The following is a 12,372-nucleotide window of genomic DNA, read 5'->3' as shown; positions in this document are numbered from 1 at the left end:
CGGGGCGGGCCGGATCGACACGCCCGCCCCGGCCTCGCTCACGCCAGCGGCAGGTACACCCGTGAGCCGGAGGCGACGAACTCCTCCGACTTGCCGCGCATACCCCGCGCGGCATAGTCCTTCAGCTCCTGCGTGATCTTCATGGAGCAGAACTTCGGCCCGCACATCGAGCAGAAGTGCGCGGTCTTCGCCGGCTCGGCGGGCAGCGTCGCGTCGTGGTACGCCCTCGCGGTCTCCGGGTCGAGCGCCAGGTTGAACTGATCGGACCACCGGAACTCGAACCGGGCCTTCGACAGCGCGTCGTCCCACGCCTGCGCGCCCGGGTGCCCCTTGGCCAGGTCGGCCGCGTGCGCGGCGATCTTGTACGCGATCACGCCCGCCTTCACGTCGTCGCGGTCGGGCAGCCCGAGGTGCTCCTTCGGGGTGACGTAGCAGAGCATCGCGGTGCCGAACATGCCGATCATCGCCGCGCCGATCGCCGAGGTGATGTGGTCGTACGCGGGTGCGACGTCGGTGGTCAGCGGCCCGAGCGTGTAGAACGGCGCCTCGTGGCACCACTCCTGCTGGAGGTCCACGTTCTCCTTGATCTTGTGCATCGGCACGTGCCCGGGGCCCTCGATCATCACCTGGACGTCGTACTCCCAGGCGATCTTCGTCAGCTCACCGAGCGTGCGCAGCTCGGCGAACTGCGCCTCGTCGTTGGCGTCCGCGATGGAGCCGGGACGCAGGCCGTCGCCCAGGGAGAACGTCACGTCGTACTTCGCGAGCAGCGAACACAGCTCCCGGAAGTTGGTGTAGAGGAAGTTCTCCTCGTGGTGCGCCAGGCACCAGGCCGCCATGATCGAGCCGCCCCGGGACACGATCCCGGTGACCCGGTCCACCGCCAGCGGCACGTACGGCAGCAGCACACCCGCGTGCACAGTCATGTAGTCGACGCCCTGCTCCGCCTGCTCGATGACCGTCTCGCGGAACACCTCCCAGCTCAGCTTCACCGGGTCACCGCCGACCTTCTCCAGCGCCTGGTAGATCGGCACCGTGCCGATCGGCACCGGCGCGTTCCGCACGATCGCCTCGCGGGTCTCGTGGATGCGCCTGCCGGTGGACAGGTCCATCACGGTGTCCGCGCCCCACCGGGTGGCCCAGGTCAGCTTCTCCACCTCCTCGGCCACCGACGAGGTGACAGCCGAGGTGCCGATGTTGGCGTTGACCTTCACCAGGAACGCCTTGCCGATGATTGCCGGCTCGCACTCCGGGTGGTTGACGTTCAGCGGCAGCACCGCCCGGCCGGCCGCGATCTCGTCCCGGACGAACTCCGGCGTCACCGACTCCCGGATCGCCACGAACTCCATCTCCGGCGTGACGATCCCGGCCCGGGCGTAGGCGAGCTGAGTCGGACGGGTGCCCGCCAGCGGCGTGCCGGCGCCGCGTACCGGGGCGACGTCGCCCCGCTCGGCGATCCACGCCCCACGCAGCGCGGGCAGCCCCGCCTCCGGGTCGGAGCCGGGACCGGAGGTGTCGTAGAGCCGTACCGGTGGGTTGTCCCCGGTCAGCGTCACCTCGGCGAACGGCACCCGGATGTCCGGGCGTGACCCTTCCACGTACACCTTGCGACGTGCCTGCATGACAGCCTCCCTGTCGCTCATGCGGACCAGCCGAAGTGGTCCAGCGGGCCGCGTCCCGCGCCCAGCTCCCAGGTCCGCGCGCCGGTCAGCGCGCGGGTGACGTACTCCTTGGCGGCCTCCACCGCGACCGGCACCGCGTCGCCCGCGGCGAGCCGGACCGCGACGGCGGCCGAGAACGAACAGCCGGTGCCGTGGTTGTGCCGGGTGTCCACCCGGGGCGCGCGCAGCAGCCGGGTGGTCCCGCCACCAGCGAGCACGTCCACCGACTCGCCGTCGGCGTCCACGTCGCCGCCGGTCACCACCACGAAGGCCGGTCCGCGCGCGGCGAGCGCCTCGGCCGCCGCGACCATCTCCTCCACGGTGCCCACCGGGCCTCCGGTGAGGGCCGCGGCCTCCGCGCAATTGGGTGTCGCCACCTCCGCGTACGGCAGCAGCCGCTCGACCGCCTCCACCACGCCGAGCCGGTGCCCGCTCGTGGCGACGAGTACCGGGTCGACGACCAGGTGCGGCAGCCGCCCGGCCCGGGCCGCCTCGGCCACCGCGTCGGCGACCGCCGGGGTGCCGAGCATTCCCGTCTTCACGGCCCGCACGTCGAAGTCGCCGAGCACGCTGTCCATCTGGTCGCGCACTGTCTGCGGTGGCAGCGGCAGGACGGCGTCAACACCCCTGGTGCTCTGCGCGGTGACGGCGGTGAGCACGCTCGTGCCGTACGCCCCGAGCGCGGCGAACGTCTTGAGGTCGGCCTGGATGCCCGCTCCTGCTCCGGAGTCGGATCCGGCGATGCTGAGAACTGTTTTCGGCGTCACTTGTCTTCTCCGGTGGTTGCGGTTCAGGGCTGCGGCCGACCGTGCCCACTCCGGGCGGTCAGGCTTGATCCCTCCGTGGTCACGGTCGGCCGCAGCCCTTCTCGTGTGGGCCTTCGTCGGATCGCGCGGGGTGGGTGTGCGCCACACGGGTGGTCGCCTCCTGGAAGGCTCTGCCCAGCGTGGTGGCGGTTTCGGTGGGGTCCTGGGCACGCATGATCGCGCCGAGCACTGCTACTCCTGTTGCCCCTGCCGCTACGCATGCGTGGACCTGGTCCGGGGTTTCGATGCCGCCTAGTGCCAGCACCGGGAGCGGGCTGGCTTTCACCAGCGCGGCGAGTCCGGCCGCCCGTAGCGGCGGGCCGTAGCCGGGTTTGGTCTTTGTCTCGTAGACCGGGGACAGCGTCGCGTAGTGCTCGGTGGTGAGCCGGGCCAACTCGGCGGCGTCGTGGCAGGAGCGGCCGACGAGTCCGACGGCGGGCGGCGGGTACGGGCCGGCGGCGGGCAGGTGCACCGCGTCCCCGTCGAGCGGGTCGGGTCCGGCGACGATCAGCGTGCCGCCCGCCTCGGCGAGGATCGCGCGCAGGTCGACGGCGAGCGCGAGGCGTTCGGCGCGGGGCAGGTCCTTCTCCCGCAGCACCACCCACCGCACTCCCCCACCCACGGCCCCCGCCACCACGTCAACGAGCCGCCTCCGCGCCACCCGACGATCGGTCAACAGCACGACCCCGGTCGAGCCGGTGTAGTTCTTGGTACGCGGCCGCCCCTGCGGGGGCGTGTCCGTACCAAGATCCGCGACGCGTAGGGCGGTCACAGGTCGGGCCGTCCCTCGTCGGGGGTGGACGCCTGGGCGTGGAAGCGGCGGGCGATGCGGCCCGCGCCGTACGCCAGGCGCCCGGCCTCGACCGCGTACCGCATCGCCGTGGCCATCGCCACCGGGTCGGCGGCCCGGGTCACGGCGCTCGCCAGCAGCACCGCGTCGCAGCCCAGCTCCATCGCGAGCGCCGCGTCGGACGCGGTGCCGATGCCCGCGTCGAGCACCACCGGCACGTCGACCGACTGCCGGATCAGCCGGATGTGGTGCGGGTTGCCGATGCCCAGTCCGGAACCGATCGGCGACCCGGCCGGCATCACCGCCGCGCAGCCCACGTCGGCCAGCCGCCGCGCGAGCACCGGATCGTCCGACGTGTACGGCAGCACCGTGAACCCGTCCGCCACCAGTTCCTCGGCGGCGCGCAGCAGCTCCACCCCGTCGGGCAGGAGCGTGCGCTCGTCGCCGATCACCTCAAGCTTCACCCAGTCGGTGTCGAACGCCTCCCGCGCCAGGTGCGCCGTCTTCACCGCCTCCACGGCGGTACGGCAGCCGGCCGTGTTCGGCAGCAGCCGTACGCCGCACCGCTCCACCAGGTCGAGCAGGCCGCCCGACCCACCGGGCGTGGTGTCCACCCGGCGCAGCGCCAACGTCACCAGCTCGGTGCCGGAGGCCCGGATCGCCTGCTCCAGCACGTGCAGGTTGGCCGCGCCGCCGGTGCCGAGGACGAGCCGGGAGCCGAACGTGACCCCACCGATCTCAAGCGTGGACATCCGCTCACCCGCCCTGGGTGGCGCTGAGCACCTCGACCCGGTCGCCGTCGCGCAGCACGCTCGCCGACCAGCCGCCGCGCGGCACCACCTCACCGTTCACCGCCACCGCGAGCCCGCGCTCCCGGTCGGTGACCGCGCGGACCACCTCGGCGACTGTGACACCGTCGGGCAGCGTCCGGCCGGTGCCGTTGACGATCAGTTCCACGTGCGCTCCTTCCCGAAGCGATCCGGGGTGAAGGGGGCGAGCGCGGGATCCGGCTCGCCGGTGACGATCAGTTCGGTGACCAGGTCGGCGGTGACCGGGGTGAGCACGATGCCGTGCCGGTGGTGCCCGGTGGCCGCGAGCACGCCCGGCCGCCCGGGCAGCGGCCCGATGATCGGCGCGTTGTCCGGCGTACCGGGACGCAACCCGGCCACGGCCTCCGCCAGCTCGTACTCGACGAGTTCCGGCACCAGCTCGGCGGCGGCGCGCAGCAGCGTCAGCACCCCACCGGCGGTGACAGCGGTGTCGGCGCGCTCCTCGACTGTCGCCCCGACGACGACCTCACCGCTGTCCCGGGGCACCAGGTAGACCGACTCGCTGTCCGCGTACCCCCGGATCACGTGCCGGAAGCCCGGCGGGCCGCCGCCCGGCGCGCGCAGCCGCAGCACCTGGCCCTTCACCGGGCGGACCGGCAGGCTGGTCAGCGCCGCCGCGCCGCAGCCGGCCGCGACCACCGTGACGCGGGCGTCCACGTCGGACAGCGCGCCGACGCGGGCGGGGCGCAGCTCCGCACCGGCGCGTTCGGCGGCAGTGCGCAGCGCGGCGACCAGCCGCCGCGGGTCGACCTGGTGGTCGCCGGGGGCCACCGCGCCGCCGCGCACGCGCGGCGCCAGCGCCGGTTCGCGGTCGCGCAGCTCCGACGGCCGCAGCAGCGTGATCGGCAGTTCCAGACCCTGTTGGTACGACCACAGCCGCCCCGCCTCGGCCAGGTCGTCGGCGGTGAGCCCGACGACGAGCGTGCCCTCGGTGCGGTACCCGATGTCGACGCCGCTCGCCCCGGCCAGCTCGGCTGCGAAACCGGGCCAGCGGGCGGCGGACTCGACGAGCAGCGCGGTCAGCTCGTGCTCACCGAAGTACACCTCGGCGACCGGCGACAGCATCCCGGCGGCCACCGACGAGGCGCCCGACCCGGGCCGGTCGTCGTGCACCACCACGCGCAGTCCGCGCTGCGCGCACCGCCACGCGATCGCCCACCCGATCGGCCCGCCCCCCACCACCGCCACGTCGGTAAGGAAGGGCCCCCTTTTAACGCCTCCGGTAGAGGAAGGGCCCCCTTTTAACACGTCAGCGCCCGCATCAGCTCGGCGGTGGCGTGTGCGGGATCGGCGGCCAGGCTGAGCGCGCCGACCACCGCCACCCCGTACGCCCCGGCGGCCCGCAACGTCGGCACGGTCCCGGCGGTGACCCCACCGATCGCGATCACCGGCACGCTCACCGCCTCGGCGACCGCGCGTATCCCCTCGGGGCCGATCGGATCCGGCAGGCCGGCCTTGGTGGTGGTGACGTGGCACGGGCCCACGCCCAGGTAGGTCGCGCCCGCGTCCACCGCCACGCGGGCGCCGGCCGGCTCGCGGGCGGTCGCGCCGAGCACGGCGTCCGGGCCGAGCACCCGGCGCGCGGCTGCGACCGGCAGGTCGTCCGCGCCGACGTGGCCCCCGGCGGCGTCCACCGCGAGCGCCACGTGCAGCCGGTCGTTCACCAGGCACCGCGCCCCGTACGGCCGGCAGGCGTCGACCACCAGCCGGGCCAGCTCGTACGCCTCCCGGTCGGTGGCGTCGTCCTCCACACGCACCTGTACGACGAGGTCGGCGCCCGCTACGGGCAGGGCGGCACGCAGCACGGCGAGCGGGTCACGCCCCGGCCGGGTGTCGGTGATGAGATGCAGTCGTCCCAGGGACAGCACGGCAACGCTCCTCCCTGCGCCGGCATTACCCGGATCAGGTTCGACGGTCGGGGGCTCCCAGCCCCCCTCTCAGCCCGGTCCGCACCGGGCTCCCGTGGGTCACTTGCGGCCTACCGTACGACGCCTCCCGCCCGTACGGAAGCCCTCCGTAACGTTCCTCCCACGCCAACGCGCGCCGATCTTGCAGTTGTCGCCCCCGCAGAAGCCGCGAAACGGGCACCCGAGGGGCAGAAACTGCAAGATCGACGCGCGGACGGTGGGGCGGGCGTCAGAGGATGGCGTCCAGGGCCTCCAGGTCCTCGTCTGAGGGCTGCCAGGTTCCCGCCTCGGCGTTGGACTTCACCTGCTCTGGGGTCGTCGCGCCGGCGATCACCGACGTTACGGCGGGACGGGCGGCCAGGCCGCCGATGGCCACCTGGAGCATGCTGATGCCGCGCTCGGCCGCGTACGCCTCGATCGCCTCGATGACGTCCCAGCGCGCGGCGGCCAGCCGTTCGGCGTACCGGCCGCCACCGGCCAGCCGGCTACCGGCCGGGGGCGCCTCGCCCCGCTTGTACTTGCCGGTGAGCAGCCCGTTTGCGAGCGGGAAGAACGGCAGCATGCCCAGGCCGAACCGCTCGCAGGCCGGGATGACCTCGTCCTCGACGCCGCGTTCCAGCAGCGAGTAGTGGTTCTGCGCGGAGATGAACCGGGTACGGCCCTGCGACGACGCGGTCCAGTCGGCGTCGGCGATCTGCCACCCGGCGAAGTTGGAGTTGCCCAGGTAGCGCACCTTGCCGGCGGTCACCAGGTCGTTCAGAGCGGCCAGCGTCTCGTCGATCGGGGTGCCCGGGTCGGGCTCGTGCATCTGGTACAGGTCGATGTGGTCGGTGCCGAGCCGGCGCAGCGACGCCTCGACGGCGCGGGCGATGTAGCGGCGAGCGCCCCGGGCGCCGTGGTCCGGCCCGTTCGCGCCGTTCATGTCCATGCCGAACTTGGTGGCCACCACCACGTCGTCGCGGCGGCCCTTGAGCGCCTGACCGAGCAGTTCCTCGGAGGCACCCTGCGGCTCACCGTAGATGTCGGCGGTGTCGAAGAAGTTGATCCCGGCGTCGAGCGCGGCGTCCACCACCGCCCGGGTGCCGTCGAGGTCGAGCTTGCGGCCGAAGTTGTTGCAGCCGATACCGACAACGGACACCACGAGCCCGGAGTCGCCCAGCCGGCGGAAGGTCATCTCACTCACGAGATCCACCCTATGCCCGCTCCCCGGGGCCCACCCTCGGGTAGCAGCTCAGCCCACGTCCCAGACCGGCTCCGGTGTCTCCACCACGTCGCCGTCGCCACGGAACAGCACGAACCGGTCGAAGGTACGGGTGAACCACCTGTCGTGGGTGACAGCGACGACCGTTCCCTCGAACGCGGTCAGCCCGGCCTCCAACGCCTCGGCCGAGGCCAGGTCGAGGTTGTCCGTCGGCTCGTCGAGCAGCAGCAGCGTCGCCCCGGACAGTTCCAGCAGCAGCACCAGGAAGCGGGCCTGCTGCCCGCCGGAGAGCGTGCCGAACCGCTGGTCGCCCTGACCGGCCAGCTCGTACCGGGACAGCGCCGCCATCGCGGCGTGCCGGTCCATGCCGGCCCGGTGGTCGTCGCCGCGCCACAGCACCTCGACGAGGGTCTTGCCCATCAGCTCCGGCCGGTCGTGGGTCTGCGAGAAGTGCCCGGGCCGGACCCGCGCGCCGAGCCGGACCACGCCGCCGTGCGCGACCGGCGCGAGCGCGCCCGCGCCGTCGACAGGCGTGTTGCCCGGCTCCGGGTCGGTGCCGCCGCGCGCCAGCAGCCGCAGGAAGTGCGACTTGCCGGTGCCGTTCGCACCGAGCACCGCCACCCGGTCGCCGTACCAGAGTTCCAGGTCGAACGGGTATGTCAGGCCGTCCAACTCCAGCTGCTCGGCGATCACCGCGCGCTTGCCGGTCCGCCCGCCGGTCAGGCGCATCCGGATGTCCTGGTCCTTCGGGGGTACGGGCGGCGGCCCGGCCTCCTCGAACTTGCGCAACCGGGTCTGCGCGGCCTGGTAGCGCGACGCCATCCCGTCGTTGTACGCGGCCTTCTGCTTGTACATCAGCATCAGCTCGCGCAGCTTCTGGTGTTCCTCGTCCCAGCGTTTGCGCAGCTCGTCGAGGCGGGCGTGCCGGGCCACCCGCGCGGAGTGCCAGCTCGCGAAGCCGCCCGGGTGCACCCAGGCGCTGCCGCCCTCCACCGCGACGACCCGGTCGGCGGTCTGCGCCAGCAGTTCCCGGTCGTGCGAGACGTAGAGCACGGACTTGGCCGACTCGCGCAGCCGCGCCTCCAGCCAGCGTTTGCCGGGTACGTCGAGGAAGTTGTCCGGCTCGTCGAGCAGCAGCACCTCGTCGGGGCCGCGCAGCAGCAACTCCAGCGCGAAGCGCTTCTGCTGGCCGCCGGAGAGCGTGCGGACGGGCCGTTCCCGGGCGCTGTCCCACGGCAGGTCGAGCACGATGGTGGCGACGGTGTCGAAGAGGACCTCCGCGTCGTACCCGCCGGTCTCACCCCAGGCGGCGAGCGCCTCGGCGTACGCGAGCTGGGTCTTGGCGGCGGCGGAGCTGTACTTGCCGCGAACCTCGGCCGCCCGCATGGCCGCCTCGGTCTCGGCGAGCCGCCGCCCGGCGTCGCGCAGCGCCGGCGGGGCGAGGGAGAGCGCCAGGTCGGCGAGCGTGGACTCGTCCCCGATCATGCCGATGAACTGGCGCATCACGCCCAGCCCGCCGGAGCGGGCGATCGCGCCGGTCTTCACCGGCAGGTCACCGGCGACCATCCGCAGCAGGGTGGTCTTGCCGGCGCCGTTGGGGCCCACGAGTGCCACCTTGGCGCCCTCACCGACCCGGAACGACACGTCGCTGAACAGCTCACGCCCGTCCGGGAGGATGTGCCCGGCCCCTGCCACGTCCACGTATCCCACGCGGGCATCCTGCCCGAGCCGGACCGGTGGGCGACACCGGATTACCGGGTGACCCGTAGCACCCGGTAGCCCTTCTGGCTGGCGTGCCGTTCGACCGACCAGCCCTGCTCGACCAGCCAGCGGTGCAGCGAGTCGCCGCCGAGGTGACGGGCGACGACGAGCCAGGCCACGCCGTCCGGGGCGAGCCGGGGCAGCCAGCGCCGCAGCAGGCCGTGCAGTTCCGGCTTGCCGATGTGGATCGGCGGGTTGGACCAGATCTGGGTGAACGTGACGTCGTCCGGCAGGTCGTCCGGCGCGACGGCGCGTACCCGGTCGGCGGCGCCGACCCTTGCCGCGTTGGCTGTGGTGAGGGCGCGGGCGCGCTCGTTGACGTCCACGGCCCAGACGGTGGCCTTCGGCGCGACGGTGGCCAGGACGCAGGTGATCGGGCCGAAGCCGCAGCCGATGTCGAGCAACGCGCCGGTGACGTCGGCGGCCGGCAGGTCGGCCTTGCGCAGCAGCACGGCGGTGCCCGGGTCGAGCCGGTCGGCGGAGAAGACGCCGCCGGCCGAGCCGAGTGTGTAGTCGCGCCCGGCGACTGTGAACTCGACCTCGCGCGGGCGGGCCGGGGTCGAGGGCTCAGCGGTGAAGTAGTGGTCGCCGGTCACGCGGGCATTCTCGCACCGGGCCGCAGCGGTTCCGGCGACGGTGTCACAGGCAGGGTTCGACGCCACTCCACCAGAATTTCCCGATATTACCCCTGAAAGGGACAATCAGTCCTACTCTATGCCACATGGTGTACCGGTACGAGTCCGATGAGGACGCCTTCCTGGAGTACCCGAAGCCCGGGTCGGCCCCGAACGGGCCCTCAGCCGTGCCGCCCCCGCCCGCGGGTCCGTCACGCTCCCGCTTCCCCACGCCGTCGCTGCCCCCGCCGCCGCGCCCCACCGCGCAACCCGCGCTGCCGCCGGCCGGCGCGGCCGAGCAGGGCGGCCCCGACGAGCAGGCGGCCGACGACCGTGCCCCGATGCCGGCGCCACCCGCCCCGGCACCCACACCCGGACGGCCCGCGCCACCACGGGAGCCCTCCCCGGTGCCGCAGCCCGCACCGCCGATGCCGGCGCCCGTACCGGCCGCGGCGAACCGGCAGACAGTGCCGATCCCGGTCGGCCCGACCGCCCGCGCCGCCGCCATCGAGCCGCCCCGGACCCGGCGCGCCGAGCGCCGTGGCGGCGGCCGGTTCTGGCAGACGCTCGTCGGGGGCGCCGCCGTGCTGCTCCTGCTCTCGCTCACCGGGCTCGCCGTCGCCGCGCTGCTGGACGAGCGCACCGCCGAGCCGCCCGCCGCCCAGCCCACCCCGCAGCCGACCGAGTCGAGCACGCCGTCCGGCGGCACCGACCTGGACTCCCGGGACACCGACCAGGCGTCGCTCACCGCCAAGGAGGTCTTCCCGGTCAAGGACCTGGTGGTCGCCGACGAGAAGCCGGCCTACCGGGTGCTGAAGACCCAGGCCAGCACGAAGTGTCAGGTCGCGGCCACCGGCGAGATCGCCGACCTGCTGGTCCGGCTCGGCTGCAACCAGGTCGTGCGGGGCACGCTCCGCTCCCCCGACGGCGACCACCTGATCACCGCCGGTCTGTTCAACCTCACCGACGTGGCCACCGCCCAGCGGGTACGCGACCGCATCCGGCCGCTGCTCGACGCACGCCAGGGACGGTTCCGTGGCATGGCGGCGGGCGACGGCACCGAGGCGGTGGAGAAGGCCGCGGCCCGGGTCGCCTGGCAGGTACGCGGACACTACGTCGCCTACTGCCTGGTCACCCGCGCCGACGGCGAGCGCATCCCGAGTGACGACGCGACCGCCCGCGAGATCATGTACGACCTGGTCGAGCTGCACCTGAACCGGGGTGTGCTGGATCGCCGCGCGGCAGCCGGAACGGCCGGGCAGCCCGACGCGGACGCGGCCGACGACAGCGCCGGTCAGCGGGGCACCGACTGAGCCGCGCTCAGCCCTCGGCCACCGGCACCCGCAACCGGCGGGTCTCCTCGGCGCGGCGGGCGTACTCGGCCGGGTCGGCCGGGTAGCCCACAGCGACCAGGGCGAGACCGTGCGCGGGCGCCACAGTCACCTCGCTGGAGCGTTCGCGGCGGGTCAGCAGACCGGCGGGCCACTGAACCGGCCGCCGCCCGTCGCCGGCCACCAGCATCGCCCCGACCAGGCTGCGCACCATGTTCTGGCAGAACGCGTCGGCCTGCACGGTGGCGACCAGGATGCCGTCCGGGTCACGCCGCCAGTCCAGCCGGGTCACCTCGCGCAGTGTGGTCGCGTTCTCCTTGCGACGGCAGTACGCGGCGAAGTCGTGCTCGCCCACCAGCCCGGCGGCGGAGGCGTTCAGCGCCGCCAGGTCCAGGGGCTTCGGCCAGGCGAGGGTGTCGCCGCGGCGCAGCGGCTCGGCCCCCCACGGGGCGTCGGTGACCCGGTACTCGTAGCGCCGGAACGTGGCCGAGAACCGGGCGTCGAAGTCGGCCGGCACCTCGGTCATCGCGCGTACCCGGACGTCCGGCGGCAGCAGCCGGGCCAGCCGGCGCAGCAGCCGCCCCTCGTGCTCCCGCCACACGGGAGTCGGCAGGTCGAGATGGCAGACCTGCCCGGTGGCGTGCACCCCGGCATCGGTGCGCCCGGCCACTGTCAGCCCGGTCGCCGTGCCCACGCCGAGCACCAGGCCCAGCGTCTGCATGAGCACGCCGGCCACGGTGCGCCGGGTCGGCTGGGGCGCCCAGCCGGAGAAGTCCGTGCCGTCGTACGAGACGTCCAGCCGCAGCCGGATCCGCTCGTCCACCTCGTACCTCCTGTCGACGGCGACGGGCCCGGCACCCCCGAGGGGATGCCGGGCCCGGTCGAGCCTGATCTCAGGCCTTGTCGTTCTCGGTGGCCTCGTCGCTGTCCTCGCGGGCGGCGGCGGTGTCACCGGACGCCGAGACCGGCGCCTCGGCGTCCTGGTCGCCGGCGCTGGAGCGCGGGGTCTCCTCGGCCGGGGCCAGGGCCTCGACCTTGTCCTGCTGCGCGGCCTTGCGGGCGGCGGTCTTCTTGTTCGCCTTCGGCTCGGCGACCTGAAGCTCCTCCACCAGCTCGATGATCGCCATCGGAGCGGCGTCACCCTTGCGCGGACCGGTCTTCACGATCCGGGTGTAGCCACCGTTGCGGTTGGCGTACCGGGGCGCGATCTGGTCGAACAGGGCGTAGACCACGTCCTTGTCCTTGACGACGCCCAGCACCCGGCGGCGCGAGGCGAGGTCGCCGCGCTTGGCCTTGGTGATGAGCTGCTCGGCCAGCGGACGCAGCCGCCGGGCCTTCGTCTCGGTGGTCTGGATCTTGCCGTGCTGGAACAGCGCGGTGGCCAGGTTGGCCAGCATCAGCCGCTCGTGCGCGGGGCTGCCGCCGAGGCGGGGGCCCTTGGTGGGCGTGGGCATGCTTGGTGCTCCTCAGG

General features: G+C 73.7%; 13 protein-coding genes and 1 riboswitch. Of the genes, 1 reads left to right on the top strand and 12 read right to left on the bottom strand.

Annotated features, from left to right (window positions below):
* Positions 1-38: 38 nt before the first annotated feature.
* From thiC to AB0C17_RS20465, 10 genes are all read right to left on the bottom strand, one after another.
* Entirely contained in the window at positions 39-1,622 is a 1,584-nt protein-coding gene (gene thiC / locus AB0C17_RS20510) for a phosphomethylpyrimidine synthase ThiC (protein ID WP_357471903.1), read from the bottom strand.
* 17 nt (positions 1,623-1,639) lie between these two features.
* Entirely contained in the window at positions 1,640-2,428 is a 789-nt protein-coding gene (thiD, locus tag AB0C17_RS20505) for a bifunctional hydroxymethylpyrimidine kinase/phosphomethylpyrimidine kinase (protein WP_357388990.1), read from the bottom strand.
* A 79-nt stretch (positions 2,429-2,507) separates the two neighbouring features.
* The gene (locus AB0C17_RS20500; protein ID WP_357479953.1) at positions 2,508-3,149 is read right to left on the bottom strand and encodes a thiamine phosphate synthase; all 642 of its coding nucleotides are present in this window, start codon (positions 3,147-3,149) and stop codon (positions 2,508-2,510) included.
* 86 nt (positions 3,150-3,235) lie between these two features.
* Positions 3,236-4,009, bottom strand: coding sequence for a thiazole synthase (locus tag AB0C17_RS20495; protein ID WP_357388988.1), 774 nt, complete (start codon positions 4,007-4,009; stop codon positions 3,236-3,238).
* A 4-nt stretch (positions 4,010-4,013) separates the two neighbouring features.
* The gene (thiS, locus tag AB0C17_RS20490) at positions 4,014-4,214 is read right to left on the bottom strand and encodes a sulfur carrier protein ThiS (RefSeq protein ID WP_354870441.1); all 201 of its coding nucleotides are present in this window, start codon (positions 4,212-4,214) and stop codon (positions 4,014-4,016) included.
* On the bottom strand, positions 4,205-5,335 hold the full coding sequence (gene thiO, locus AB0C17_RS20485; RefSeq protein WP_357479874.1) for a glycine oxidase ThiO: 1,131 nt from the start codon (positions 5,333-5,335) through the stop codon (positions 4,205-4,207). The genes thiS and thiO overlap by 10 nt, the downstream gene beginning before the upstream one ends.
* Positions 5,329-5,955 carry a thiamine phosphate synthase gene (gene thiE / locus AB0C17_RS20480; protein ID WP_357388983.1) on the bottom strand — a complete coding sequence of 209 codons (627 nt, stop codon included), beginning with the start codon at positions 5,953-5,955 and terminating at the stop codon, positions 5,329-5,331. The genes thiO and thiE overlap by 7 nt, the downstream gene beginning before the upstream one ends.
* A riboswitch (TPP riboswitch) is annotated at positions 5,950-6,061 on the bottom strand. Its footprint overlaps the gene before it by 6 nt.
* A gap of 162 nt (positions 6,062-6,223) precedes the next feature.
* Positions 6,224-7,186, bottom strand: a complete 963-nt coding sequence (locus tag AB0C17_RS20475; RefSeq protein ID WP_357471900.1) for an aldo/keto reductase — start codon at positions 7,184-7,186, stop codon at positions 6,224-6,226.
* Between the two features lie 39 nt (positions 7,187-7,225).
* Entirely contained in the window at positions 7,226-8,905 is a 1,680-nt protein-coding gene (locus AB0C17_RS20470; protein WP_357471897.1) for an ATP-binding cassette domain-containing protein, read from the bottom strand.
* Between the two features lie 41 nt (positions 8,906-8,946).
* Positions 8,947-9,552, bottom strand: coding sequence for a methyltransferase (locus tag AB0C17_RS20465; protein WP_357383560.1), 606 nt, complete (start codon positions 9,550-9,552; stop codon positions 8,947-8,949).
* 125 nt (positions 9,553-9,677) lie between these two features.
* Between AB0C17_RS20465 and AB0C17_RS20460 the strand changes: the two genes are divergently transcribed.
* The gene (locus AB0C17_RS20460) at positions 9,678-10,883 is read left to right on the top strand and encodes a hypothetical protein (RefSeq protein ID WP_357479871.1); all 1,206 of its coding nucleotides are present in this window, start codon (positions 9,678-9,680) and stop codon (positions 10,881-10,883) included.
* A gap of 7 nt (positions 10,884-10,890) precedes the next feature.
* Here the strand turns inward: AB0C17_RS20460 and truA are convergent, their stop codons facing one another.
* Both truA and rplQ read right to left on the bottom strand, forming a co-directional pair.
* The gene (gene truA / locus AB0C17_RS20455) at positions 10,891-11,724 is read right to left on the bottom strand and encodes a tRNA pseudouridine(38-40) synthase TruA (RefSeq protein WP_357479868.1); all 834 of its coding nucleotides are present in this window, start codon (positions 11,722-11,724) and stop codon (positions 10,891-10,893) included.
* A gap of 70 nt (positions 11,725-11,794) precedes the next feature.
* Positions 11,795-12,355 carry a 50S ribosomal protein L17 gene (rplQ, locus tag AB0C17_RS20450; RefSeq protein WP_013288611.1) on the bottom strand — a complete coding sequence of 187 codons (561 nt, stop codon included), beginning with the start codon at positions 12,353-12,355 and terminating at the stop codon, positions 11,795-11,797.
* Positions 12,356-12,372 lie beyond the last annotated feature (17 nt).

Source organism: Micromonospora sp. NPDC048887 (genome assembly GCF_040649715.1).
Taxonomy (GTDB): Bacteria; Actinomycetota; Actinomycetes; order Mycobacteriales; family Micromonosporaceae; genus Micromonospora.
Note: the sequence above shows the minus strand (reverse complement) of the source record. Positions and strands in the feature narration are given on the sequence as shown.